Here is a 25,433-nt window from a genome sequence, read left to right as displayed (position 1 = left end):
GTACGTGCCAGGCTGCGGAAGAACCCTCAGAATGCGAACGGCACCCGAGTCCAGGTCAGGACTTGCTCGCTTCCTGGGTGGACCGTCACCTTCAGGTAGTTGGTGCCGTTGCTCGACCCGTCGACGGTGACGCGGGAGAGGTTCGGGGCTGCGGCCTTGATGCCGTAGAAGGAAAGCCACGTCGAGCCGGTGTCCAGCGGCTTGTCGCTGTTGTAGGCGTGGCTGTCGCCGTTGAACAGGTACACCGGTCCACTGAACCGGGCCGACTCGTCGGCGATCGTACGGACGATCGGCTGGAAGGCGTCGTAGTCGGCGAACGCGGCATCCTTGACCGTCGGGTCGAACATGTCGGCCTGAGTGAGCAGGGCGACCGCCTTGTTGTGGTTGCGCCGGGCCTTGTCGAAGGTGTCATGGATCGACTGCACGGTCGCGGCCGTACGTCCCCTGACCTCGGCGGCCTGCTCCGGGGTGGGTGCGGTGCTGCCGGTCCACGGCGCCATGCCGTTGTTGCTGCCCACGATGTGCACGGCGGCGAACGCTACGCCGGCTCGCCTGTATGTGACGTTCTCGGGGTGGCCCGTGCCGACGCCCGAGGTCACACGGACGCTGTGCTGACCGAGCGTCCAGCCCGGCCGCGGGAAGAACACCTCCCGGATCGCGGCCAGTCGCTCCAGCGGGTTGTACGGTCCGGCGCTCGGCCGGTGGCAGTCGGTCCACTCGTTGTCGCCGGGGGTGTAGACCAACGGATCCTTGAACGTGTCGAACTGCGACCTGATGAGGTGGAAGTACTCGTCACTGCAGACGGACGAGCCGCTCTTGATGTCACCGAGGTGGCCGACGAGCTGAACGTCGGGGTCGGCGTTGATCTGAGCCACGACCTTCGGGAACTCGGCGGCTTGGGCATCGCCGTACGGCATGTCACCGATCACCGCGAAGGTGAAGGGCTGGTCCTCGGGGCCGGCGGACGCAGGCTCGGCCGAAAGGGCAAGGGACAACGCACTCAAGGCAATTGCCGCTGATGCGGTACGGCGCCACGGTCTCATCGCACATCCTCCTGTGGTCTACGGCCCGTCCAATGTCCCGGCATGGCGTGAACTGGCGGCCCGGACCAGGAGAGCGAGGGGTGAACAACATCCGAGGGAGACCGTCGCGCATCCGGCGAACGGCTGCGCGGTGCCGCCGTACTCGTCATGCGGCTCACTCGGCGCAAAGCCGGTGCCGCCTGGTTTCCGTCGCTGTTGAGAGCGCGGGCGCCCGCTCGACTCGATAAGGGCATCCCGCCCTGGAGGCGTGTCCAAAGGCAGGGCCCGGCGCCGGAGTCGGAGCGCAGCCCAGGACCTCGGGTAGGGCAAGTTGTTGCCGGGTCGGCCACCGAGGCTGCGCGGGTGGAGGCCGGCTCGAACCGGTGCCCCGGGTCTGCTACAGAGGTATGTGGATGTCGAGGACGGGCCCTGTCGCGCGGGTGGGCGGCGCATCCAGGCTCTCCAGGACGTGGAGCATTGGTGCGTTGACCGCGGCGACCGACGCGGTCAGGGTGTGGTGGCCGGCCCGGCGGGCCACATCCGCCGCGTGCGCGGCCAGTGCGGTGCCCAGCCCCTTGGACTGCCATGCGTCCTCGATCAGCACGGCGAGTTCGCCGACCCCTTGCTGATCGGTGCGCATGACGTTGGTCATGGCGATGATGCGGTCCGTGTGCTGGGCGGTGGTGGTGACCAAGGTGGTGCCGCGCTCCGGGTCGGACAGCAGCCGCCATCCGGCCCGAGACAGCTCGTGTTTACCCGCGTGATAGCGCAGGGCGCGGCTGCCCAGCGAGCAACGGCGGTGCAGGGCCTGGAGGGGGCCGAGGTCAGAGTGGGTCAGCTCCCGGGTCCGGGTGGCAGTGCCGTCGGTCAGAGTGATCGGGTGTGCGGTCCTTCGAGGCCCGGCGTCGGGCATATGGCCGTCTCCTCAGATTGTGAGCACTGACTGATGTACGCGCAGCCCCTGCGGGGCGCGTGTCCTCTCTGGCACAGGAGAAGTCTTTTGCCGCTGCCCGGCCGGCTCAAGAAGGGTTCAGGCCATATCGATCACGTTATGCGCATTCCTGGTCACGGAACGGAGTTGAGCGGGGTATCCGGATCACCAGGTACCGGTTCTGGTTGGCACGATGTTCGTCCCGGCAAGCGAACTCTTCCAGCGTGCAGGTCGGTTGCCCGAGTCCTGGCAGACCGCTCTGACGCGACCGCGTTACGCCGCACCCGCGGGAGGCCGCGGGTGCGGCGGCTTGGGCGGGAGTCACCTCGCCCGGGACGGGCGGATGTTCTGATTGAGCCGGAACAGATTGGTGGGGTCGTACTTGTCCTTCACCTGCACCAGCCGGTCGTGGACTGCTTCCGGATACGAGGCGCGTACCTTGTCCTCAGCCGCGTCCCCGGTGAAGTTGACGTACATCGCACCGTCGCCGTGGCGGGCCATCTCTTCCCGTGTCTCGCGTGCCCAGGCGGTGTGCTCGTCGAACCCCGTCGGCTCGGGGGAGCGCGCGATCACGTTGCACAGGACGCTTGCGTCACGCTTGCTGAAGGCGGTCCCGTCCGCAGGGACGCGACCGTAGGCGCCGCCGAGATGGTGCATGTGCAGTTCGCTGAAGGGCGTCGGAGTGGTGAGGTGCAGGCGCGTCACTGCATCGATCGCCGCGTCGGACGGCTCGATGAACGCCGAGGTGAAGTAGTTGTGCGCTCCGCGCGTCCACAACGGGTCCAGAAGTGACTGCATGGCGAGATAGGGCATCGGGCCCATGAGGTCGGCGATCGGGGTGCCGAGCGTGCGCAGCGGACGGACCGCCGTTTCGCCGTCCTCGATGGCGCCGGCATACATGCCCGCGATGACCACGATCCGGGTTCCGTGCACCTCTTCCGGCAGGAACGGCAGTGGCGGCGCTGTAGTCAGGTTGACCAGCGTCGTCAGCTCGTCGGGCATCTCGGCGGTCAGGTCACGCCACCCGGTGATCACCTGCCGCGCTTCGGCGAGCGGGTAGACGATCAGGCCCGCGAGCACCTGCGGGCCCACCGGGTGCAGTTGGTACTCGAACGACGTGACGACACCGAAGTTGCCGCCACCGCCGCGGAGCGCCCAGAACAGGTCGGGGTTCTCCTCCGCACTGGCGTGCACGAGACGGCCATCTGCGGTCACGACATCGGCCGCGACCAGATTGTCGCTGCTCAGGCCGTGACGGCGGACCAGCCAGCCCACACCGCCGCCCAGGGTGAAGCCGGCGATGCCGGTCGTCGAGACCAGGCCGCCGGTCACGGCAAGGCCGAACGCCTGTGTTTCGCGGTCGAGATCCGCCCATGTCAGCCCGGGCTGTGCGACGACCCGGCGCTGTACCGGGTCGACCCGGGCCCCCTTCATGGCGGACAGGTCGATGACGATTCCGCCGTCGCAGGTGGAGAACCCGGCGATGCTGTGTGCGCCGCCCCGCACAGCGACGAGCAGGTCCTGGCTGCGCGCGAACTCTACTGCCCTGATCACGTCGGCGGTCCCGGCGCAGCGCACCACCAGAGCGGGCTTCCGGTCGTGGGCGGCGTTCCAGATCGCCCTGGCTTCGTCGTACTCCGGGTCGCTCGGGCGCACCACGGTGCCGCGCAGTTCCGCCTCCAGCTCACCGATGGTGGCGTCGCCGAGGACACCCTTCGTCGTTTGGGTCGACATCGTCGGCCTCCTTGATGTGGGGATTTGCTCCGACATCAAGGAACGTACGAAATGTCACTTAGCACCGGGTTAGCGCCGACTTTGCGCCCGTGACGCGGCTCGGGACAGGTGTTCGAGCCCCGCCGTGTCGCCCAGCTGCGTGAAAAGGCCCAGGGCTCGGGCGGTGGCCGCGTCGGCTCCGGCCGGGTCGCGCGACTCGCGCGCCAGCCGGGACAGCATGACGGCCACCCAGCCGGTGGCGCACGTCGACCCGGCGACGTGTTCGAGATCCAGAGCGCGGGTGAGCAGTGCCCTGGCCGTGGCGGCGTCGCCCGCAGCCCGGGCGACGAGGCCGAGGTGGAGCAGACTGTTCATGGCGCCCGGAATGTCGCCGGTCTCCTCGAAACCGGTGCGGGCTCGGCCGATCGCCGCCCGTGCGCTGTCGACATCGCCGACGGCCATGGCCAGCAGGCCGATGTTGCCGAGAGTGATCCCGACCTCGCGGCGGTCACCGAGTCGGCGCCTGATCAACAGGCCGGCGTCGAGGTAGGCCCGCGCCTTCTCGTGATCCCGGTGCGTGCGGCAGATGTTTCCGAGGGCGTTGAGGGCCAGTGACTCCCCATGAGGGTCACCGAGCGCGCGGAAGCAGTCGACGCTCTCTTCGGCTGCTGCTGCGGCCTCGTCCGTATAACCGTCCAGCCGGGTGGCCCACGCGAGGTTGGAGAGCGCGTACCCGCGAGCCTGCGCCGCACCGACCAGACGTCCGACGAGCACAGTCTCTTCGAAGAACAGCGACATCCTGCCCTCGGGGTCCTCCTCACGCGTGTACCCGGGTGTCATGACCGGGAAGAACGGCGGGGCCGCGCCGTCCAGGTCTGCGAGCAGCCGCAGGCATGTCGCGAAGGCGTCCCGGGCCGCCCTTCCCTCGCCGCGGCAGACGGCCCAGATCCCACGCTGGTGCGCGGCGGCGGCGAGAACCGGCGGTTCGCCGTCGGCGAGCGCGCATGCCTCGTCGAGTGCCGCCTGTGCCTCGTTCCAGGTGCCGCGCATCCACAGCAGGATCGCCTGCTGGTAGCAGGCGTACGCCAGCGCTGCTCGGTCCTGTCGCGGCCGGTGGATCGCCACGATCTCTGCGCCTGTGGAGGCCAGCTGGGCGCCGTCTCCGAGCCGTATCGCGAGCACACCCTGCCCGAAGAGAGCCCGGGCACGCAGGGGGGTCGGTGCGGACGCTCGGGCGAGGGCGTCGTCCAGCCGGCGCCGCCCCTCGGCGAGGTAGCCGCGCTCCACCCAGAACCGCTGCAACGCGACGGCCAGCCGTAGCGCGGTGTCCGGGTCGCTGGCGAGTGCCGATCTCAGGGCGGCGCGGAGGTTGTCGTGGTCGGCTTCGAGGGGGAGTGACGTCCCGCGATCGCCGGAGATACGGGCGGTCCGCTCCGGTTCGTGCGACTCGGCGAGCGCCAGATAGAACTCGCGGTGCATGGTCTCGGTCTGCGCACGTTCCCCGGAGTCCCGCAGCCGTTCCCGGGCGTACTGCCGAATGGTTTCCAGAAGTCGATAGCTCGTTTCGTCACCGCGGCGCTCCACGAGCACGAGGGACTTGTCGACCAGTCGGCCGAGCAGGTCCAGCACCGCTTTGGGGTCGATGTCCCTCGTGCACACCTCCTCCACCGCGGCCAGCGAGAAGCCGCCGGCGAAGGCGGCGAGCCTGCGAAAGAGCAGCCGTTCCTCGGGGTCCAGCAGTTGGTGACTCCATTGCAGGGTCGCGGACAGTGTCTGCTGCCGGGTCACAGTGTGCCTGCTGCCCTGACCGAGGAGGGGGAGCGCGTCGTCGAGCCGCTCGGCGATCTGCTGCGGTGCCAGCATGCGTACCCGTGCGGCGGCAAGCTCCAGGGCCAGGGGCATCCCGTCGAGCCGGAAGCAGATCTGGGCGACGGCCGCCGCGTTTTCCGGGCCCAGCCGAAAATGCGGGTCGGCCTCTGCGGCCCGCTCCACGAACAGCCGCACGGAGGCGAAACGGCCGAGCTCGGCCGGCGGCGGCAGCCGTTGCACGTCCGGCAGCCCGAGTGAAGGCACCCGCCAGGTGCGTTCACCGTAGGCATGGAGCGTCTCCCGGCTGGTCGCCAGCACGACGACCCCCTCACAGCGGGCCAGAACCTCCGAGACCAGGGCGGCGCACGACTCGACCAGGTGCTCGCAGTTGTCGAGCACGAGCAGCAGTTCCCGCCCGGCGATCTGCGCGACCAGCGCTGCTTGTGTCTTGTCACCCGGCGGGAGCTGAATGCCGAGCACCGCGGCGACCGCGTCAGGAACGAACCTGGGGTCGGTGAGCGCAGCGAGGTCGACGAACCACACACCGTCGCGGACAGCGCCGACGTGGCGGGCTGCGACGGCCAGTGCGAGCCGGGTCTTGCCGCAGCCCCCGGGGCCGGTCAGGGTCAGCAGCCGACTGCGCGCGAGCAGTTCCTCCACCTCGGCGATCTCTCGATCCCGGCCGATGAAAGCGGTCATCTGCACTGGCAGGTTGTTCCGGTGCAGGAGACCGGGGGCGGGTTCGACAGGCTCCTCGACCGAGCCCACCAGCAGCGTGCGGTAGAGCTCGCGGGTCTGCGGGTCCGGATCGGACCCGGCGTCTGCCCGGAGCGCGTCGCGCAGTTGCTCGTACACCGCCAGCGCCTCGCGTCGGCGCCCGGCAGCTGCAAGGACCCGCATCAGTGCCCGGTGGCCCGGCTCGTCCAGTGCATCTTCTGCGATCAGGGTCTGCAGCACCTCGATTGCCTCGACCGTGCTGCCCTCCTGCTCGAGCGCTTCGGCAAGGCCCAGTCTCAGCCGGGTGCGCCGCACAGCGACACCGGTACGCACCTCCTGCGTCCATGGCTCGAAGGTGTCCTCGGGCAACAGTTCACGCTCGGCCAGGGCAAGTGCGGCACGGTAGTCCGATGGCCTGCCGTCGGCCGCTGCCCGCCGTGCGGCCTTCTCCAGCTCGTCGAGGTCGACGCGCACGCCACCGTCCGGGCCGAGTGCGACCATGTCGTCTCGCAGGACGACGACATCGCCGGGCCTCCCGGCGGTCGCCAACGCGCGGCGTACGGCATGCAGCACCTGGTGCAGGTTGTTGGAGGCGGCTGCCTGGTCCAGGTCCGGCCACAGCAGGTCGTACAGCCGTTCCCGGTGGAGCCGGTGGTCCGGCATCAGGGCAAGCAGCTTCAGTGCGCTCTTGGCCTTGCGCAGCCGCCACGCCCCGGCTTCCACGTCGCGGTCTCCGACTGCGACGTGGAAGCCACCGAGCAGATCAACGCGTACTTCGTCAGCCATGTCCGCCCCAACGGGGCCATGGGGGGTGGGTGGATCGGTCGGCCGGCCGGCGACCCAGCCTTGATGTCCTGCAGGCACCTCTGCGGCCTGGCGCGGATACGGGCCAGGGCCACCACACACACCCGTGCAGCCGCACCGCTGAACCGAGCACCTGCCGGACCGGTCCGAGGTGACCGTAGGCATCACCGTAACGGCCCGGATGGTCAGGCCACTGCCCCGCGCTCACCAGCCGGAGCCGACAGCCGGCGCACGCAGGACGTACGCCGATCATTTTACGTCCGCCGACGAAGGGCCGCTGCCATCACGTCGCGATCACGTCTGCTCAGAGCCTCGCTGGAGCGCGGTTGAGCTGTCCGATGGCCGGGCTTGTCTCAGCTTGTTCTTTATGGTCTGCCTGGTCACAACAGTAGGCTGCCGGACACCGAGATGTCGGAGGTCGGCAGGAGACCCCGCACCGGCCGGAATGAGTGGAGGAGCCGATGCAGCGACGGCGGGCAGTCTCTCCCGAGAAGCGGTACGAGCAGCTGGTCGCGCAGTTCGCGGAGCTGGACGGGGTGACCATCCCTGGCGACGAGCCGGGACGGGAGGGAAAGTTCGGCGCTGCTGCGCTCAAGGTCGGCGGCGGGAAGATTTTCGCGATGCTCGCGCAGGGCCGTCTGGTGGTGAAGCTCCCGCGGGCCCGGGTCGACCAGCTGGTGGATGCCGGTGAGGGCGAGCGCTTCGACCCGGGGCACGGGCGGCTCATGCGCGAGTGGCTCAGCCTGGACCCCGGCTCGGAGCTCAGCTGGGACGCACTGGCCCGTGAGGCTCTGGACTTCGTCAACCCTACCCACTGAGCCGCACAAGGACGGCTTCCCAACCCAGGCGACCCGCAGGCCGCCGATCTGGCGGCAGCGCGTAGCGATCGTGGGCGTCTCAGCTTGTTCTTATCAACGACGGACCTGCCTACGGCGGTCATTGACGCCGGACGCTCCACACAGCAACCGTGGTCTCTAAGCTTGTTCCTTATGGTCTGACCTCGAACGATGCCTCGAACGCACTCGCTCGTATGAGGATTCTGGGGACGTGAACACGGCCTTCGTCTGATCCTGTGCTCCGACCAGAGGCACTTGATCAGTACAAAGGCCGTGGGGGAATGAGTCTGCGGCAACTTGACGTTCGGCGGGAAGCTCGCGGTGGCGTCACACTTCCGGGACGACTTCTTCGACTGCCTGCCCGTGCGCGGGGACACGCTGTTCGAGCTGACCGACGCGTTGCTGTGCGCGGACGGCCCGGTGACCACGCCGGTGGACCTCACACTGACGGCCGAGCACCGGCGCGGGCACGGCGCGGTGTACGACGCGCTCAACTGCGGGAACGTGGATGTGCCGCAGTTGCGGCAGGTGCTGGCCGGGCTGCCGCAGCCCGAGGCCGCCGACGGGCGTCTGGTCCTGGCGGTGGACGTCACCCACTGGCTTCGGCCGGACGCACCGACCAGCCCGGACCGCTTGTTCTGCCACGTCTACGGCCGCAGCGGCCGGTCCTCGGACCAGTTCGTGCCCGGCTGGCCCTAATCGTTCGTCGCTGTGCTGGAGTCGGGCCGGACCTCGTGGTGCCAGGTCCTGGACGCGCTGCGGCTGGGGCCGGCCGACGACGTCGCCGAGGTCACCGCTGCCCAGGTCCGCCGGGTGGTCGAAGACCTCATCGACATAAGCCGTTGGCAAGCGGGTGATCGCGACATCCTGGTCGTCTTCGATGCCGCCTACGACGCTCCGCGCATGGCCCATCTACTGGAAGGACTGCCGGTGGAAGTCCTGGGGCGGATGCGCACGGACCGAGTGATGCACAAGCCCGTCCCGGTCCCCTGGATCTCGCCGCCGCAAGGCGGGCGCCCGCCGAAGCACGGCAAGGAATTCCGCTTCGCCAAGCCCGACACCTGGGGCGAGCCTGATGCCGCGACGGTGCAGCTCACCGACCGCTACGGCACCGCACGCGCGATGGCCTGGGACCGCATCCATCCTCGTCTGACTACCCGCTCCGCGTGGATCGACCACACCGGCGAACTCCCCGTCATCGAAGGCACGTTGATCCGTCTGGAGGTCGACCGCCTGCCCGGCGGCCACGATCCACTCCCCGTCTGGGCTGTGGTCGTTGGCAACCGGTCTGTCGGACGAGGGCGTCGACCTGCGCTGGCAGGCGTTCCTGCGCAGATTCGACCTGGAACACACTTTCCGGATGATCAAGCAGACGCTGGGCTGGACCCGCCCAAAGCTCCGAACCCCCGAGGCGGCGGACCGCTGGACCTGGCTGGTCATCGCGGCCCACACCCAACTTCGCCTCGCCCGGCCGCTGGCCGCTGACCTCCGCCGCCCCTGGGCGAAGCCGGCCGAGCCCGGCCGACTCACCCCGCCCGTGTCCGCCGGGGGTTCAGGAACCTCCGCCCGAACTTGCCCTGCCCGGCCCGTGCACCGAAACCCAACCGGCCCGGTCCCGGCAGACCGCTCGGCTCGAAGAACCGTCACCCCGCCACCCACTACGACGTGGGCAAAACGGTCAGGCGGCCCGAGACCATCGCCGAACGTGACCGGGTCAGACCATAAAGAACAAGCTCAGTAGGTGTTTCTCTTCCTGCTCGTAGTGGTGTGCCTGGGGCGAAGTGGGCATACTGTCGCGCCGGGGCGCGACTACGAGCGGCTGATCCAGCACAGCGAGGCGCACATCGCCTGGTCCACGATCACCCTCATGACCAGACGCCTGACCAAGCCCGTCAAACAACGCACTGCCCTTCCCCCCGCCTCCACGTGAACCCGCGCCCCGGCCGGTGCGCATCCGCACCCGATCCGACAGGATCCGGCTGGCACCAGAACCGCTTCGCTGACCGTCACCCCGACGGCAGCCGGAGCAATCGTGCCCTTCGGATGATCCAAGGGCGACAGAATGGTGCGATGGACCATCACTTCCTTGGCATCCCAGAGTTGACCGGCGTTCCCCGTGTTGCAGTCGTCATTGACGTCATGCGCGCCTTCACCGTGGCTGCCTGGGCCTTCTCGCGTGGCGTCGAGAGGATCGTCCTGGCCTCAACGGAGAGTGAGGCACTTGCCTTGAAGGAGAGCCGCTCGGGTTGGCTGGCTTTGAAGGACGGAGCTCCAGCAGCGGGCTTCGACGCGGTGAACTCACCTGGCTTGCTCAGGTCATGCGATTTCGCTGGCCGCACGCTGGTGCAGAAGACGACGGCAGGAACCGTGGGCGCGCTGGCCGTCGCGAACGCACCGCTGGTCTTGTGCGCGAGCTTCGTGGTGGCCGGCCCGACCGCGCGGTTCCTGCAGACCAAGGATTCCGGTCCGGTGACGTTCGTTGTCACCGGCGAGGGAGGCCAGGCCGACGAGGACCTGGCCTGCGCTGAATACATTGGTCAATGTATGGCCGGAGGCGATGTCGAGGCGGCCCCGTATCTCCACCGCGCGAGGACTTCTCGTGCTGCGGCCGATCTTGCCGGTGGGCTGCGGAGCGGATACCACCCAGACGATGTCGATCTCTGCTTGGAAATCGACAGGTTCCCCTTTGCGATGATGGTTCGCCAGGAAGAGTCCCTAACGGTGCTCCGTCCCGTTGCGGTGCCTGACATCCCGTCCAGCATCCGCTGACCTGCTGGAACTTAGGACTTTCAGGCGGCAGGGCTCACCCGAGGGCAGGCTCTGCCGCCCGCGCCCGCGCCCGCGCCCGCGCCCGCGCCCGCGCCAGTCGCTAGGAGCCGATGCCGGTGTCGGTGTCGGTGTCGATGATGCTGCCCTGGCAATTGACCCAGCACCTCCCAAACCCATCAACATCACCCGCCCGTGGATCGAGGTGACTCCTGAATCCATCGCCGCACTCGCAGTACAGTTCATTCACAGCTTCTGAGCTTGTCGTTTAACCTCGTCTTCGTTGGGGGTGGGGATGGAGCAGGCGGTTTTCGAATCCGTCAGGTACTCCACTGCGTGCCAGGACTGCGGTGCGGAGCTGGAGTGCTGGGGGGTTCAGGCCCTGGTGGACGGTCGGTTGCGGTGGGACGTTGAGTCAACCTGTTCCGCCTGTGGATTTGCGGTAGCCGTGTGCGGTGGCGACCTGCCTGCCGAACGGCGGGATCAGATGCTCTCCGAGCATGGATCCGCGAGGCTGCAGGTGACCAGTCCGTCGGCGAAGAGTGTCGCCATCATGCGAGTGCTGCGGGCTGAGCTAGGCATTGACCTGATCAACGCCAAGGCTGTGCTGCGCCGTGTCTTGAACGGTAACTACTCAGGAACGCTTCCCGAGATGGAAAACCTGGCCCGCACGCTTCGGGACTCCGGCATCGCTGCTGTAGCTACTCGCCCTTAGGTGTCTGATCTGGCCGCTCCGTGACGGTTCGCCTGGGCTTGGTGCCCTTCTTGTGGTGGGCGGGGCGGCTGTAGGCCTCGCCGGTGGCGAGGACTCTGCCCCACGTCATGACGGGTGGCCGGGCGACGGTTCTTCGGGCCTGCTGGCTCAGGAGCAGTTACGTCACGTGGCTACAAGGCGTTGGACCAGCCGTGGCGAAGGTGCATCTCTGAGCAAGTGCTCCCCGAGTTGAGTACATCCGGGATCATGAAGCATGCTCCCGGATGACTGGCAACTCACCGAAGACGTCGACGACTTCCTCTCCCGAGCCGGAGACTTCCTGCGCTCGCGCCCCGCCCTGCACAACACGCCGCTGACGGACATCGAGAAACTGCGAACACGCGGGGCGGACGCACACAGTGCGCCGGCGCGGGCGAACGCGTGCAACCGGGCCGCCGTAGCCACCGTCTTCGGCCGACTGGAGGCAGGAGGCAAGGTCCGCGCTATCTTTTATCGCACTCCGCGCGGCTACCTAAGCCTCACCCCCCTCTCTGCCGAGCAGGCCGGCACCCTCGCCGCTCACCTGGCTGGCCTCGGCCACTCCCCCTCCGGCGTCATCGCGGACCACGACACCGCCACCGCTTTCGCCGAGACATGGCAGCGGCACACGGGCGCAGCGCCGGTGCCCTTCTGGCGGACGCATCTTTACCGTCTTGGCACGCTCACCCCACCGCAGCCGCGCCCAGAGGGCCGGGGCCGCGTCGCGGGCGAGAAGGACCATGAGCAAGTCGTGCGCTGGTGCCGTGAGTTCTGCATCGATGTCGGAGAGAACGTCTCCATAGAGGCCATCGACGCTGGCTCCTGGGCCGACACACGTTTCGCGGACAAGCACTCCACGTTCTGGGAGACCCCGTACGGCAATCCCGTCTCCATGGCGGGCTCGACTTCGATGATCGGCGGCATGGTCCGGGTCGACCCCGTCTACACCCCGGCCCACCTCCGGGGCCGCGGCTACGCGGGCGCCGTGACGGTCGAGGTGAGCAGGGCCGCGCTGGCCGCGGGCGCGACGGACGTCGTACTGTTCGCGGACCCTGCCAACCCCACCAGCAACGCCCTCTACCAGCGCATCGGATACGTCCACGTCGCCGACTTCACCGGGTACAGGTTCTCCTACGGCGCACCAGAAGCCGGCTAGGAACATGACCGACGCAAGACGCACCTGCCACCAGGAAGCTGATCCACCGACACCGCCCTACTGGTTAGGGCAGGGAGGAAGAGACACCTTCTCAGGGTTTCGCCCGGTCAGGTTGGTGGTGATCGGTGCGCGCCCAGGCTTCGGTCTCGTAGGGGCGCGGGTCCTCGGTCAGCTCCCAGGCGGCGCCGATCCGCTGCACGCGGTAACGGCCGGGCTCGTAGCGGGGCCAGCCGGGATCGCCGTCGGCGGCGAAGCGGACCCATGCCCGGTGCGTCCGGGCGGCGAGGCCGGCGGGCGGCTCGCTGGTGCCGAGCAGTGCTTGGGGGCCGTGCAGCGACGGCAGGTCGAGGCAGTCGAAGACGAACGGCAGCTCCATGGTGTGGCTCGCGCCGAGCTGTCCGTCGAGCGCGTTGGACCGCCAGCTGAACTCGTAGACGAATGTCGGTGCGTCCCCCGCTGTCGCGTGCGCGTCGGCCATCCGCCGGGTGCCGGTGCCGAAGAGCCCGTCACCGAGCACGGCGGCGCGCAGTTCCGCGGCGAATGCGGTCGGCCGCTGGGTCCGATACGCATGGATCAACTCGTCGGGGCAGGGGTGGAATCTCGCCGCGGTTGTCCGGACTTCGGCGTCGGTGCTGCCGGGCAGCACGCCGTTCGGGGCGAGATAGAGGCTGCCCTCGTCGAGGTTGGCGCCGATGAGCAGATCGACATCCGTCCCGCAGCCGGTGGCTACGGCGGCGGCCGGCTGTTGTTCGAGAACGAGGCTGAACGCCGTTATGCCGCCCAGCGGGTCGTGGTGACTCGGCGTGTGCAGGTCCAGGCCGCTCAGGTGTGGCACGAGGCCGACGAGTCGCTCGTCGGGGACGTCGGCCAGGGTGTGGGCGGTGGGTTCGAGTCCGAGATGCCGCCCGACCGCCGCGGTGACGATCCGCGCCTGTTCGGGGGTGAATGCGCCGGTGCCGCTGCCGCTTTGCATGATCGCCCGGCGGATGAGGCCGTGAGAGGCTGCGTCGGCGAAGATGCCGCCGACGATGATGGCTCCGGCGGACTGGCCGAACAGGGTCACGTTGGCCGGATCGCCGCCGAAGCGGGCGATGTTGTCCTGCAGCCAGCGCAGTGCGGCGAGGACGTCGAGCATCCCCCTGTTGTCGGGGGCGTCCGGTAGGTGCAGGAAGCCGGGGATGCCCAGGCGGTAGTTCAGGGTGACGAGGACGACGCCGTCGCGGGCGAAGGCGGTCCCGTCGTACAGGGGGGCGCTGGTCGAGCCGGCGACGAAGCCGCCGCCGTGGACGAACACCATGACGGGTGCCGGCGGTCCCTGCCGGTCCGGGGCCCAGATGTCGGCGGTGAGGTAGTCGGCACCGTACCGCCAGCCCGGCCCGAAGTACGGCGACATGTCCAAGGTGCCGAACGCGTCCCGTGTGGGCTGCGGCGCTGTCGGGCCGCGCCGGGCTGCGTCACGGACCTGTGTCCACCGCTGGTGCGGGCGGGGCGGGGCGAACCGCAGGTCCCCAACGGGCGCAGCGGCGTACGGCACACCGAAGAAGGCCGTTCCGTGGGTGGTGCGGCGACCGCGGACCGAGCCGGTGGTCGTGGTGACGATGACGGGATCGGCGGGAGCCAATGCTGTGTCCCTTCGTGTTGCGCGTCGCCCGGCCGGTCACCCGCTGCCCTTGGGTGGGCGCGGCAGCGGGCGACCGGTGAGGTTCTGCGGGCTGTGCCGGGGCTCTCAGTACCGGGGGAGCGGGGCCCACTGCTTGATGGCGAAACTGTCCGCGTCACGTGTGACTTCGAGCGCGCTGTGGCCGCTGAAGTGTGCAGGTAGTACGAGCGCGTTGGTGTCGGCGGCCCAGCCGAGCAGCTTGCGACGGGTCGCGCGGGCACCGGCCGGGTCCTCGCAGAAGCAGCTGTTGTGGTCGGGTTCCATGACCTGCAGTGGGGTGTGCAGCAGGTCGCCGGCGAACAAGGCCTGGTCGGAGCCGGAGTTGAGTTTGAGCACGCTGGATCCCGGGGTGTGGCCGGGGGCCGCTTCCAGGCACAGGTTCGCGTCGATGGTGTGGCTGCCCTCCCACAGCCGGACCTGGCCTGCTGCGTGCACTGGGACGATGCTGTCTTCGAAGACGTTCTCGTTGACGCCACCGGTGATGTTCGGGTTGTTCGCGGGGTTCCAGAACTCGAAGTCGGCCTTGGGCATCAGGTAGGTGGCGTTGGGGAACGTCGGGACCCAAGTGCCGTCGTCCAGGCGGGTGTTCCAGCCGACATGGTCCACGTGCAGATGGGTGTTCACCACCAGGTCGACGTCCTCCGGCCGCACCCCGGCCCGCTGCAGGTTACCGAGGTAGTCGAGAAGCAAGTGGTCCCACGCCGGGACAGCCGGGCGGGCCTTGTCGTTGCCGATCCCGGTGTCGACGAGGATGGTCCGGCCCTCGCTGCGCAGCAGCCACGTCTGCATCGCGACCTGGACGATGCCGTCGTCGGAGTTGAGGTGGTCCGGGACGAGTATGTCCTCGTGCCGCCGCCATGCCTGCTCGGGCGAGCCCGGGAAGAACTGCTGCGGGGTCATGCCGACGGGGCCGTGCATCTCCTCGATCCGGGTGACGGTGACGTCACCCAGCTTGATCTCGTTCGCGGTCTCGTTCATCGTGCGCTCCGTGTGGTTCGTCGATCAGCGGTTGTGCGGGACAGGGGCCAGCAGCAGATTGGGATCGGTGGCCGTGGTGTAGGCGGCGCTGGGCACGTAGGCGGTGCCGCGGCGCAGTGCGACCGAGGTCGGGTTCTGCAGACCGTCGGCGGCGGTCAGGACGGTGGACACGGTGCCGTTGCCCCGGATGCGTACGACCGTGTTGGGGGCGTTGAGGGCCGCAAGGATCTCGTCGCCGTTGCCGGTGAAGGCGAAGTCGTCGATGCCGGCGAGGTTCGTGGCCCTCGTCCGGACCGGGCCGGGCCGGTTACCCGGCCCGAACGGGATGCGCAGCACGGTGCCCTTGTCGAGATTGGTCACCCACAGTGCACAGTCGTGGATCTTCAGGCCGTTGGCTCCGAGGAAGCCGGTGGGAGCGAGTTCTGCCGCTGAGGACCAAGTGGCCGGCTCACCACCGGCGGCAGGGACCGTGAAGATCGTGCCGAGCACGGAGTCGGCGATGTAGAGCAGGCCCCTGCGCTCGTCCAGCGCCAGTCCGTTGGGCAGGCCGCCTGCGGGCAGCGCGGCGATGCGGTGCGGGGTGCCGCCTTGACGCAGTCGCCACAGGCCGGTCAGGTCTTCGGTGCCGCTCGCATACAGGAAGTACAGCGTCCCGTCATGGGCCCGGGCGATGCCGGTGGTGAGCGCGAAGCCGAGGACCGGGGTGTGCACTCCGCCGTCGGCCGGGGCCGGCATGGTGGCCAGGACCCGCGTCTTCCCCGCGGGGGTGACAGCCGCCACCTGCCGACTGGCCGCGAAGGTGACATACGCGGTGCCGTCGGGCTCCAGCGCGATGTTCTCTGGCATCTGGCCCTGCGCCAGGTCGAAATGCGCGGCAAACCGGGTCTTTGTCACCGATGCGGTGCCGGCCGACGCCGGGCCCGCCGTGAAGACGGCCAGGGTGACCATAGCGATTGCCGTGGCCGCGCCGGTGATTGTTGCCAGTCTCTCTTTCATGTTTCCTTCACGGCTTTAGGGCGTGCGGTATCCACACGCGAAATACGGGTGATCACAGTGAATTGAGCGAATTGATTCGCACGGGCAGAACGGTTTATGTGTGCCCGCGGCGGACTACGCCGGACTGCTGGAGTGCGCCAGAACGCCGCCCTGGTCGGTCCGCACACTGTGCATCAGCAGCGTCATGGCAGCCTGGGAGGGCGAACCGGGCTCGGTGGTCGCGACGACGATGTGCTGCCCGAGCTCGGTGTGCAGGGACTGCTGAGTGACTTCCATACTGCCCACCAGCGGATGCAGCATTTCGTAGACTGCGGCGCCGCCTGCCTTGACCCGGTGATCGGCCCACAGGGATGCGAATTCGGCACTCTTGACCGTCAACTCGCCGATCAGCGCGGCGAGAGCGGGGTCATCCGGGTGCTGGCCACGTGCGAGGCGCAAAGTGCCCACAACGGCTTTGGCCTTGGCCGGCCAGTCCGTGTAGAGGGCGCGGGTGTGGCCGTCCAGGAAGACCAGGCGGGCCATGTTCGGGCGGTCAGCCGGCCGGTCCGGGCTGCCCGGGTCGACATGCCCCGCAAACAGGGCGTGACCGGCACGGTTCCAGGCCAGAACGTCACTGCGCCGACCGAGAACCACAGTCGGCACATCCGCCAACGCGGCCATGAGTTGCACCACCGCCGGCGTCACCCGTTCCGGCACCGATCGGCGCACTCCGGAACGGCGCCGGGTGCCGGCGGCCAGGTCGTGCAGGTGCCGGCGCTCGGCCTCGTCCAGTCGCAGCGCCTGGGCGAGCGCGTCGAGGACCTCCGGGGAGGCGTTGGACGATTGCCCCTGTTCCAGCCGCGCGTAGTACGAGGCGCTCATCCCGGCCAGCAGGGCCAGTTCCTCGCGCCGCAGACCCGGCACACGGCGCCGGTCACCGTACGCCACCAGCCCCACGTCCTCGGGCAGCAACTGCGCGCGGCGTGTCCGCAGGAACTCACCGAGCGGTTGTCTTCCTTCCATGTGCCCGAGTATTGGCTCTCCGGCCCGACGCAACCACACCCTGCCAGGGATACCGTCCTCCTCGAAGCCCCTTCCGCCGGGCGAGTCGTCGGCTCGGGCAGTGCTCTCGGTGCGGGCCACCGGGGCGGGGCGCACTGCGGGTCCTTGACGACGATCTTCTGCGCGTCGTCCCCGCTTCCGTATACGTGGCACGCCAGCGCAGGGACCTTCATCAGGCGGGATTGACAAACCAAGCACCCGAGCGACGCGGGAAGGCCGGCGGAGATGCCCTGTCCAAGGCCACTGGAGGCATGGCATTTCCCGAGTTGGTCAGTGACTCGATTTGCGATCTTCGGTGGACTGTCCTTCGCTGGAGGTGACCGTTGATGCCCTGGAGCGAATCATCTGATCCCCGTCGTCACGCAAGCCCGTGAGCGGGTGGGCGCTCAGGATGAGGACGGCCGGGTGGGAGCCGGTCGCAAAGATGAGTGGTGGCTGTGCCTGGCAGCGGGGCGGCGATGATCGTCACCCATGTCGCCATCTCCGCCCCGGTTCGCCACCTGGTCTCCCCGGTACTGGCGGTTTCGGTCACCGCCGCGGGGGTGTGCCGCGGTGGGTGGTGCGCGCTCCGTGACCGGACGCCTCCTGGATCACCAGTCGGCCGACCACGCAGCGAAGGAGCCGCCTGGCCCATCTGGTGGCCGTTCCGGCCCCGCACCTCGTGGTCGGCACATGACGTGTGGAGGCGGACGATGGAACCGGACCGGCCAACGCCAAAGCAGTATGCGGCAGAAGACGAGGAGCGGTTTCAGCTGCTCGTGAAGAACTCCGCCGACATGGTCTTCCGCCGCACCATCGAGGGCGTCTACCTGGAGGTGTCCGCAGCGGGGCAGGTGTTGCTCGGCAGCCCGGTCGAGGAGATCGTGGGGACGTCGGTGGGCTCCTGGCTACACCCGGGCGATATGGAGGACTTCGAGTCCGCAGAGCGGGATCTGCGCCGTCTGGGCCGGGTGGTGGTCTGTCTGCGCCTGCGGCACGCCAACGGGCTCTGGGTGTGGACGGAGTTGACGAACTGGGTGGTCCGGGACGCCGGGGGTGAACCGCTCGAGGTGCGCGGGTTCATCCGTGAGGCGGAGGGGCAGCGGCGCCGCGAGGAGGCGCTGCGGCTCCTGCAGGAGCAGGCCCGTTCGGTCATCGAGACGGCCCGGGACGCGTTCGTGTCCATCGATGACCAGGGCGTGGTCCTGGACTGGAATCAGCGTGCCGAGGAGCTGTTCGGCTGGACCCGCCGGGAGGTGATGGGACGGCTGCTGGCCGAGACGATCATTCCTGAGCGATACCGCGCTGCACACACGGCTGGTCTGCAGCGGGTGCTGGACGGCGGGGAGCCTCATATGACGGGCCGTGAGATCGAGATCAGTGCTCTGCACCGCGACGGGCACGAAATCCCGGTCGAACTGGCAATCTGGCGGCTGCAGTCGGGGCAGGCGCGCTGCTTCAACGCCTTCATCCGGGACATCTCCGAGCGCAAGCAGGCCGAGGAAGCCGTGGCGGCAGCCCGTGACCAAGCGGTGGAGGTATCCCGGGCGAAGTCGCAGTTCGTTGCCTCCATGAGCCATGAGATCCGCACCCCGATGAACGGCGTCATCGGGCTGAGCGACCTGCTGCTGGCCACCGAACTGGACGCCGAGCAGCGCCGCTACGCGCAGGGCATCGAGGCCGCCGGCACGTCACTGCTGTCGCTGATCAACGACATCCTGGACTTCCCCAAGCTGGAGGCGGGCCAGCTCGAGCTGGACGAGGTCGCCTTCAGTCCCCAGCTGCTCGTGGAGGAGGTCGTCTCGCTCGTGGCGCAGACCACCCAGGCCGAGGGCCTGGAACTGCTCAGCGACTGCGACCCCGACCTGCCCGTGATGTTGCACGGGGATGCCGGACGGCTGCGGCAGGTCCTGGTCAACCTGGCCTCCAACGCCGTGAAGTTCACCGAAAGTGGCGAGGTCCTTGTACGCGCCCGCCCGGCCCCCGCACGGCCACCTGCGGAGCAGTCGCCGTGGCTGCACTTCGAGGTGGTGGACACCGGGATCGGCATCGCACCGGCTGACCAGGAGCGGATGTTCGACGCCTTCTCCCAGGCCGACGCCTCTACCACCCGCCGCTACGGAGGCACCGGCCTCGGCCTGGCCATCTGCCGCAGGCTCACCGACGCCATGGGCGGCTCCATCGGCGTCACCAGCCGGCTCGGCGAAGGCAGCACCTTCTGGTTCACCGTACCGATGCGCGCACCCGACACCACCGAGCAACCCCCGGCACAATCCCACCCCGCCACCCTTCGAGGGCTGCGGGTCCTGGCCGTCGACGACAACGAGACGAACCGGCTGATCCTCGATACGCAATTGCGCAGATGGCACATGCAGCCGACCACGGTCGAGGGCGGCCCCCAGGCCCTGGTGACCCTGCACGAGGCAGCGGCCGCAGGCCGCCCCTTCGACCTCGCTCTCCTCGACATGCACATGCCCGACATGGATGGTCTGGAACTCGCCCGCCGGATCACCTCCGACCAGGTCCTCGCCCGGGTACCGCTGCTTATGCTCTCCTCCGGAGTACCGCTGGCCACCGTTGAACTCAGCGCGGCCGGGATCGCGCGCAGCCTGCCCAAACCCGTCCAGCAGTCCCAACTCATGGACGCCCTGGTCGAGCTCACCGCCCAGTCACCGCCCGTGGCAGCTGCAGCGGCAGCGACACCTGCCCCCACCGCCTCCCAGCCTGCCCACCGCGGCCATCTACTGCTGGTAGAGGACAACGAGATCAACCAGATGGTGTCACAGGGCATTCTCATCCGCCTCGGCTACAACGCCGATATCGCCGTCGACGGCATCCAGGCGCTGCACATGACCGAGGAACACACCTACCAAGCCGTGCTGATGGACTGCCGGATGCCCCGGATGGACGGCTATGCCGCCACCCGAGAGCTGCGCCGCCGGGAAGAGGGCAGCGGCAGCCGCCTTCCGGTCATCGCGATGACCGCCAGCACCCTGCCCGAAGACCGGGAACGCTGCTTGGCTGCGGGCATGGACGACTCCGTTTCCAAACCCGTCGCCGCCGCCGACCTGGAACGAGCCCTGACCCGCTGGGTCCGCCCTACCCACCTGCCGGCGGAGGACGACTGCCTGCGAGTCTCCATCGAGCAACGGCTGGACGAACTGCGAGGCGCCGACGCCCCGGCCGAGCGAGAACTGGTCGACCGGCTGGTGGACCACTTCCTGCGGCGGGCCCCCGACATGACAAGCGCGCTCTTTCACGCGATGGACCGCCACGACGCCCCGGAGATCGCAGAGCAGGCGCACAGCCTCAAAGGCGCTGCTGGCAACATGGGAGCCGAAAGCCTCGCGGCCTGCTGCGAGGAGCTCGAACAGCGTGCGAAGGCGGGAGAGCCGGCCCCGCTGGCCGAGGCCGCCCCCCGTCTCCAGCGCGAACTCGACGGGACTTGTCGCACCTTGGAGAACCTCCGATCCGGCCATCCCGGGCAGCGGCCGCAGTAGGTGCCGCGCGGCAGGTCGTTGGCGGCGCAGGCTCGAAGCCCGTCGCGGTCCAGCGAGAAGTAAGGCAACTGGAGGGGGCGTCTACAACCGGCTGCGGATGTGGGCCGCCGACGGCACGTGGGAGCGGGTGTTCACCGCGCTGATGGCCCAGGCCGAAGCGATACCGGTGGGAAGGAACGCTGCTCGCTCTTCGGTTCGGGCGCCTGTACCGCTATCCCGCCCTCGCGCGCCTGGTCACCTCGCCCTCCTTGAAGGTGAGTGTCTTCAGCTGTGCCATCGTCGGGGGTGTTGCGGCCACTTGGGTTGATGCGGTTGCCCGTGGGCTTCCCTCCGTTGGCCGCGCATCCTGTTTGGTGGAACACCCGGACGTGATGAGCGCCCCCGCAATCAGCGTGATGGTTGTCGGCCACGGCGCACAGACGTACATGTGTCGAGCGCTACCGGATGAACCGGGGGAGCCATTTCGCCTTGTAGCCGGGGTGCCAGGCGTACTCGGCGGCCAGCTGCCGCACCGCGAAGCCGAGTCCGACGGCACGGCCGGAGGCGAAATCGTCGTCCGGCCGGTCGCCGTCCCGGTCCGCCACCTCCACGTACTCGCCGAGCAGGACGCGATTGGTCTCGATGCGGGCCAGCGTACGAGCCGGATCCTGCAGCGCGATGTGCCGGTCGTAGCCGGCTCCTCGCACCGTGAACGCGACACCGGACGTCCTGTCGTGGACCTCTCCGGGCACATCCGCCGGGCACCTCCAGCTCGCGCCGCCGGCGTTCCATGCGACCTGCTCCTCCTCGGCAAGCCGCGCTTCGACGAAGGCCACCATGTCTGCGTTGCCGGCCATGCGAAGGCGCTTCCTCTCGTGACGTGCTGTGCGGTGACTGCGAAGTCATTCTGGAGCACCTCGGACCTCGTGATCCAGCCCGCAGCCGCTCCCCGCCGCCGACGCGCGGCCGACCACGAGGCCGACAGACCTGCGGCACTGCCCGCTGGGGGCTGGCGACCGGGGTGCGGCTCCTGCAGGAACTCATCGAGGCCGAGGCCACCGCCCGCATCGGCGCTGAGCGCGGCGAGCACACCGACACCCGCACCACCTTGCGCAACGGCCACCGCGACAAGACGCTCACCACAAGGCGCGCGTGAACCACCAGATCGTCTCCCGGGCCGTGGTCGTCGCCGCCGGGATCACCGAGGACGGCGGCCGCGAGGTGCAGGGGCTGGTCTTCATCGACATCCGCCTCGTTCTGAAGCCTGCGTTGTGCCGTGGGCCGAGGGGGTTCGGCTTGCGAGGTGGCGAGGGCGCGTTGGATGTCGCCGAAGTGCGCTCGTGGCACCACGAACCGTGGGTATGGGTGGATCTCACGAGCGACTGGACAGAGCTCCACGGGAGCTCATCGCTAGCGTCAGCCAATTCACGACCGTCACAGGTTCATGATGGGGATCTGCGCGTCCTTCGCCCCGAGCCGGGCGACGAGACGTTCCGGGTCCGGGAACACGCCCTCGTACGCGGCCAGGGCACCGGCCCGGTCGCCCTGCTGGATACGCAGCACGCCGAGGACCGTGCTGCCAAGGGAGCCGACCGCGTGAGGAGCCTGGGTCCCGGCCAGCTCGACGGCCTCGGCGTGGTGGCGCATAGCCTCGTCGTGCAGACCGGCGCAGCCCGCGGCGAGCGCGAGATTCGCCAGCAGCATCACGCGCAGTCCTCCGTCGGTCTCGGTCTGGAGCTGATGACGGATCAGTTCCATGCTGTCGGCATATCGCTTGGTGCGGAACGCCATGGCCCATCCGGTGCGGTCGCTGAGCTGGATCTGGTCGATCACCCGCTGGCCTTTGTTCCAGGTGCCGACATAGCCGAGCTTGAAGTCCCGCCACTTCGTGGCGTCCAGAGCCGGCAGCAGGGGATGGATGTCGGTGGCGCACTGCGCTGGTGAGGGCGTGCAGAACAGGAAGACGGCGTGGTTGTCTCCCACGACCACGGTGGCGTCGATCACGCCCCAGTTGTCCATATGGGCGTCGCCGTGAAGGATGTCCTTGGAATGCAGCTGGGCGAGACGTTCCCCCAGCTGCATGTAGAAGGCGACCACCCGCAGCCCGCCCTTGCCCTCGTAGAAGCTGATCTCCGGTTCCGGATCGGGGGCGCTGAGCCACAGCTCACGGAAAGCCCGGTAGTGCGTCCGCAGAGCTTCGGATTCGTAGGGGAAGGGCTCGGGCGGCAGTGGGTCGGCCGTGGCACTCAGGAAACGGATGCTCTCCTTAGGGCCGGCAACCAGCGGATACTGCTGGAATGCGGTGCCGTTGAGGCAGGAGAGCGGGACCACGGCGCATTCGCCGATCGACTCCGCGACATCGCGGGGCCATGACCAACGACTCGAGGTGCGTTCACCGCTGGGCGGATGCGTGATAAGCGCCATCTCGCCACGGGCGATCAGCTCTCGCGCCAGGTGTAATTCATTGCCGTCAAATTCGACCATGTCCACCATGTCCACCACGCAAGCATAGAATCACGCCGTGACCGACACACGGGAAAACCGCGGGCTGGTGACGCAGAGTCTGGTGCGCAACGCCGGTGCTGCGCTGAGGAGTTCGGGAACGCTGAGTCTCAGGTCCCTCATGGACCTCTGCACGCTGGGCGAGGCGCTGGTCCTGCTGGACCGGGTGGAGTCCCTGGACTCGGTGGACCGGCACAGCGGTCCGCTCACCGACCGCCTCGAACGGGAAGGACTGTACGGCACGTTACGCCCCACGCTCTCGGGCGGTGATCTGCGCAGACTGCTGCTGCGCATGCCCACCGAGCTGGCGTCCCGTACGATCCTGCCGGACGGGCATGACTCGGCCGCGCGTGTCGACGGGGATCCGCTCGCGGGCGGCGGCGACCCTCCCGCGAGCCTCGACGACCTGGTGGCGCAGGTCGACCGGCTCGTCGCGTTCCACAGCGCCGGTGAGGTCGGCAGCGAGCGCGCCTACCGCAGCAACGGATATCTGATCGTCGCCGCTGCCCACGGCCTGGACTACTTCCCCGACTTCGAACGCGGCACCTTCACCGCCGGCTGCCTCCAGAAGGTGTACCGCTCGCTTCCGATGCGGCTGTACGAGAAGGTCGCCGAATCCCTGGACGAGTCCCTGACCGGGGGTGACGTGGTCTCCGAGTGGGCCGCGATCTCCACGATCCCCATCCCCCCGGTGGGCGCACTGGTACTGGACCGCGCGGCTTCACCGGCCGAGGTGCCGGAGGCACTGCTGCGCGTGCGCGAGGACTTCGCCCGCTACCGTCGGTACTTTGCCGATTTCAAGGCCGAGTTGGCCGCGGCGGACACCATCAAAGAGCGCAACCGGCTCCGGACGACCTACCAGGTCCTCCTGGACGAGGCGAGCGGTCCGGGCGCCGAGGTCGTGTCCCTGGCCGGCATGCTCAATCTGACCCAGAGCGTGGTCACGGCGGCGGCGAGCCCGACATCGGTGACCAGTTACGGCGCCCTGCTGCTGACGCAGCCGATCGAGTGGATGCAGCGCTGGTGGCGCCGCAGACCGCTGTCCATCCTCTTCCGGATGGACGGCAAACTGCCGAGGCTCTCGGTCTACCGGGATCTGGTGGGCAAGTTGTGGGGCGAGCAGGCGGCGGAACTGGTGCTCGACGAGCTTGCGGAGCGGGCGCAGCGGCAGCGGTTGCTGCTGGCGGACGCCGGATGAGCGGATCGTGCGCGGCATCCCGCCCGTTCGCTCCCGGCGCGGACCGCGCCGCCGCCACTTCCGGAGGTTGCCGGTCCTCTCCTTCAGTTCGCGCTGCACCCGCGCTCCGTTGCAGGTGGCCGGCAGAGTGCTGATCCCGAAGGCGGCGCGGCTGCCCCGTTCTTGGACGGCGACCACGCCCGACTTCTCCGCTTCAGACGTGGCAGCGCACGTGGATCAGGAGGGTGTCGCCGGGGAGGCCCGCCAGATACCCGTCGATGCGCTCCTGGTCAGCCGGCAGTTCCGGCTCGTGCGGGCATTCGGCGGGGCTGTTGCAGGCGCCGTGGATTCCGGGGCCGCCGTCCTCGTACCACCAGCCGTCCAGGGTAAGGACATTGTGCTCAGGCAGGGCCGCGAACGTCCGTTGCTCCACGAACTCCTCCCGCGCGGCACACCCGACGTCGACGACAGGGTCGGTGAAGCCGAGAAACCAGTAGGAGTAGCGCTCGGTGGGAAGCGTCGCCAGATAGCTGTCGAAGGCCTGCACCAGAGGCTGGGCACGATAGTCGGCCGAGGCCTGGTCGATCGAGTACGTCCGGAAGTGGGCCACCTGGCGGTCGTAGTAGACCCGCCAGGGCTCGGCCGGCGGCAGTTCGGCCGCCAGCTCCTGCCACCGCTGCCACGCCGCCTCGGCCAGCTCCCGCGCCTCCTCACGCGAAGCGGAGAAGTCAAGGAGCTCGCGAGGCCCGCCCGCACACCAGCCGAAGTCATTGGGGACCGGCTCGTACGTCGCGTTCCACTGGGGCGGGACGTACTCGTGGAGCAGCCGCGGATCCTGCTCATGGCCGGGCACAACATTGAACCCGCCGCCGTTTACCTGGCCGCCGGTGATGTACCAGCTGTCCCAGATATCCAGCTCGTCGCCGCGCGTGTAGTCGATCTCGAAGGGCGCCATCGCCTCCGCGACCGCCGCTTCCAGCCTGTCGGCCGCCTGAGCCGGCAGACACACCGTGATCCTCATCCCCGCCATGGGGACATCAGATCATTCGTTGGCCGTCGCTGACGAGGGAGTTTCCCTGTTTCAGCCCTGACCCGAAACAAGTTGAGGATCCGGCGAGATCGCACCCCGACGAT

The 25,433-nt window shown here is 68.7% G+C and carries 18 protein-coding genes and 1 pseudogene; 8 read left to right on the top strand and 11 right to left on the bottom strand.

The window, feature by feature from the left end; translation table 11 throughout:
- Positions 1-26: 26 nt before the first annotated feature.
- The 4 genes from OG729_RS02350 to OG729_RS02335 form a co-directional block, all read right to left on the bottom strand.
- Positions 27-995 carry a metallophosphoesterase gene (locus tag OG729_RS02350; protein ID WP_405803944.1) on the bottom strand — a complete coding sequence of 323 codons (969 nt, stop codon included), beginning with the start codon at positions 993-995 and terminating at the stop codon, positions 27-29.
- 424 nt (positions 996-1,419) lie between these two features.
- The gene (locus tag OG729_RS02345; RefSeq protein ID WP_405803942.1) at positions 1,420-1,935 is read right to left on the bottom strand and encodes a GNAT family N-acetyltransferase; all 516 of its coding nucleotides are present in this window, start codon (positions 1,933-1,935) and stop codon (positions 1,420-1,422) included.
- A 339-nt stretch (positions 1,936-2,274) separates the two neighbouring features.
- Positions 2,275-3,687, bottom strand: coding sequence for an FAD-binding oxidoreductase (locus tag OG729_RS02340; RefSeq protein WP_405803940.1), 1,413 nt, complete (start codon positions 3,685-3,687; stop codon positions 2,275-2,277).
- Positions 3,688-3,756: 69 nt separating this feature from the next.
- Positions 3,757-6,978 carry a BTAD domain-containing putative transcriptional regulator gene (locus OG729_RS02335; protein WP_405803939.1) on the bottom strand — a complete coding sequence of 1,074 codons (3,222 nt, stop codon included), beginning with the start codon at positions 6,976-6,978 and terminating at the stop codon, positions 3,757-3,759.
- 479 nt (positions 6,979-7,457) lie between these two features.
- On the opposite strand from OG729_RS02335, the gene OG729_RS02330 reads away from it, so the two are divergent.
- The 5 genes and pseudogenes from OG729_RS02330 (at position 7,458) to OG729_RS02310 (ending at position 12,487) form a co-directional block, all read left to right on the top strand.
- Positions 7,458-7,814: an MmcQ/YjbR family DNA-binding protein gene (locus OG729_RS02330; protein WP_405803938.1), complete on the top strand. Its 357-nt coding sequence runs from the start codon at positions 7,458-7,460 to the stop codon at positions 7,812-7,814.
- 299 nt (positions 7,815-8,113) lie between these two features.
- Positions 8,114-9,557: pseudogene (locus OG729_RS02325) on the top strand (NF041680 family putative transposase).
- 16 nt (positions 9,558-9,573) lie between these two features.
- Positions 9,574-9,762 (top strand): hypothetical protein, encoded by a 189-nt coding sequence (locus tag OG729_RS02320; RefSeq protein ID WP_405811460.1) that lies wholly within the window; start codon positions 9,574-9,576, stop codon positions 9,760-9,762.
- Positions 9,763-9,902: 140 nt separating this feature from the next.
- Positions 9,903-10,601 carry a 2-phosphosulfolactate phosphatase gene (locus OG729_RS02315; RefSeq protein ID WP_405803936.1) on the top strand — a complete coding sequence of 233 codons (699 nt, stop codon included), beginning with the start codon at positions 9,903-9,905 and terminating at the stop codon, positions 10,599-10,601.
- Between the two features lie 965 nt (positions 10,602-11,566).
- Positions 11,567-12,487 (top strand): GNAT family N-acetyltransferase, encoded by a 921-nt coding sequence (locus OG729_RS02310; RefSeq protein ID WP_360882975.1) that lies wholly within the window; start codon positions 11,567-11,569, stop codon positions 12,485-12,487.
- 91 nt (positions 12,488-12,578) lie between these two features.
- On the opposite strand, the gene OG729_RS02305 is transcribed toward OG729_RS02310, so the two are convergent.
- The 4 genes from OG729_RS02305 to OG729_RS02290 form a co-directional block, all read right to left on the bottom strand.
- Entirely contained in the window at positions 12,579-14,108 is a 1,530-nt protein-coding gene (locus tag OG729_RS02305; protein ID WP_405803934.1) for a carboxylesterase/lipase family protein, read from the bottom strand.
- Between the two features lie 105 nt (positions 14,109-14,213).
- Positions 14,214-15,125 (bottom strand): MBL fold metallo-hydrolase, encoded by a 912-nt coding sequence (locus OG729_RS02300; protein ID WP_405803932.1) that lies wholly within the window; start codon positions 15,123-15,125, stop codon positions 14,214-14,216.
- A 24-nt stretch (positions 15,126-15,149) separates the two neighbouring features.
- Complete coding sequence (locus tag OG729_RS02295) at positions 15,150-16,121, bottom strand: hypothetical protein (protein WP_405803931.1); 972 nt, start codon at positions 16,119-16,121, stop codon at positions 15,150-15,152.
- 114 nt (positions 16,122-16,235) lie between these two features.
- Positions 16,236-17,123 carry a helix-turn-helix transcriptional regulator gene (locus tag OG729_RS02290; RefSeq protein WP_405803930.1) on the bottom strand — a complete coding sequence of 296 codons (888 nt, stop codon included), beginning with the start codon at positions 17,121-17,123 and terminating at the stop codon, positions 16,236-16,238.
- Positions 17,124-17,854: 731 nt separating this feature from the next.
- Here OG729_RS02290 and OG729_RS02285 point away from each other — a divergent pair.
- Positions 17,855-20,641 (top strand): response regulator, encoded by a 2,787-nt coding sequence (locus tag OG729_RS02285; RefSeq protein WP_405803928.1) that lies wholly within the window; start codon positions 17,855-17,857, stop codon positions 20,639-20,641.
- Positions 20,642-21,078: 437 nt separating this feature from the next.
- Here the strand turns inward: OG729_RS02285 and OG729_RS02280 are convergent, their stop codons facing one another.
- Positions 21,079-21,477: a DUF6221 family protein gene (locus OG729_RS02280; RefSeq protein ID WP_405803926.1), complete on the bottom strand. Its 399-nt coding sequence runs from the start codon at positions 21,475-21,477 to the stop codon at positions 21,079-21,081.
- Between the two features lie 164 nt (positions 21,478-21,641).
- Here OG729_RS02280 and OG729_RS02275 point away from each other — a divergent pair, with 164 nt between their 5' ends.
- Positions 21,642-21,776, top strand: a complete 135-nt coding sequence (locus OG729_RS02275) for a transposase (RefSeq protein ID WP_405803925.1) — start codon at positions 21,642-21,644, stop codon at positions 21,774-21,776.
- A 278-nt stretch (positions 21,777-22,054) separates the two neighbouring features.
- On the opposite strand, the gene OG729_RS02270 is transcribed toward OG729_RS02275, so the two are convergent.
- A complete protein-coding gene (locus OG729_RS02270) occupies positions 22,055-23,119 on the bottom strand; it encodes a hypothetical protein (protein ID WP_405803924.1) in 1,065 nt (354 codons plus the stop codon).
- Positions 23,120-23,141: 22 nt separating this feature from the next.
- On the opposite strand from OG729_RS02270, the gene OG729_RS02265 reads away from it, so the two are divergent.
- Positions 23,142-24,320 (top strand): hypothetical protein, encoded by a 1,179-nt coding sequence (locus OG729_RS02265; protein ID WP_360882946.1) that lies wholly within the window; start codon positions 23,142-23,144, stop codon positions 24,318-24,320.
- A gap of 193 nt (positions 24,321-24,513) precedes the next feature.
- Here OG729_RS02265 and OG729_RS02260 read toward each other — a convergent pair whose 3' ends face one another.
- On the bottom strand, positions 24,514-25,320 hold the full coding sequence (locus OG729_RS02260) for a hypothetical protein (protein WP_405803922.1): 807 nt from the start codon (positions 25,318-25,320) through the stop codon (positions 24,514-24,516).
- Positions 25,321-25,433: the final 113 nt, after the last annotated feature.

Origin of the sequence: Streptomyces sp. NBC_00210 (genome assembly GCF_045160975.1) — a bacterium.
Taxonomy (GTDB): domain Bacteria; phylum Actinomycetota; class Actinomycetes; order Streptomycetales; family Streptomycetaceae; genus Streptomyces.
The sequence above is the reverse complement of the archived record's forward strand: the minus strand, read 5'-3'. Positions and strand labels throughout refer to the sequence as shown.

What these genes read in the sequence shown, in the direction of transcription:
- OG729_RS02345 (WP_405803942.1), bottom strand. Translation starts at nt 1,935, where the DNA reads ATGCCCGACGCCGGGCCTCGAAGGACCGCACACCCGATCACTCTGACC.
- OG729_RS02340 (WP_405803940.1), bottom strand. Translation starts at nt 3,687, where the DNA reads ATGTCGACCCAAACGACGAAGGGTGTCCTCGGCGACGCCACCATCGGT.
- OG729_RS02335 (WP_405803939.1), bottom strand. Translation starts at nt 6,978, where the DNA reads ATGGCTGACGAAGTACGCGTTGATCTGCTCGGTGGCTTCCACGTCGCA.
- OG729_RS02330 (WP_405803938.1), top strand. Translation starts at nt 7,458, where the DNA reads ATGCAGCGACGGCGGGCAGTCTCTCCCGAGAAGCGGTACGAGCAGCTG.
- OG729_RS02315 (WP_405803936.1), top strand. Translation starts at nt 9,903, where the DNA reads ATGGACCATCACTTCCTTGGCATCCCAGAGTTGACCGGCGTTCCCCGT.
- OG729_RS02310 (WP_360882975.1), top strand. Translation starts at nt 11,567, where the DNA reads ATGCTCCCGGATGACTGGCAACTCACCGAAGACGTCGACGACTTCCTC.
- OG729_RS02300 (WP_405803932.1), bottom strand. Translation starts at nt 15,125, where the DNA reads ATGAACGAGACCGCGAACGAGATCAAGCTGGGTGACGTCACCGTCACC.
- OG729_RS02295 (WP_405803931.1), bottom strand. Translation starts at nt 16,121, where the DNA reads ATGAAAGAGAGACTGGCAACAATCACCGGCGCGGCCACGGCAATCGCT.
- OG729_RS02290 (WP_405803930.1), bottom strand. Translation starts at nt 17,123, where the DNA reads ATGGAAGGAAGACAACCGCTCGGTGAGTTCCTGCGGACACGCCGCGCG.
- OG729_RS02285 (WP_405803928.1), top strand. Translation starts at nt 17,855, where the DNA reads ATGGAACCGGACCGGCCAACGCCAAAGCAGTATGCGGCAGAAGACGAG.
- OG729_RS02280 (WP_405803926.1), bottom strand. Translation starts at nt 21,477, where the DNA reads ATGGCCGGCAACGCAGACATGGTGGCCTTCGTCGAAGCGCGGCTTGCC.
- OG729_RS02260 (WP_405803922.1), bottom strand. Translation starts at nt 25,320, where the DNA reads ATGAGGATCACGGTGTGTCTGCCGGCTCAGGCGGCCGACAGGCTGGAA.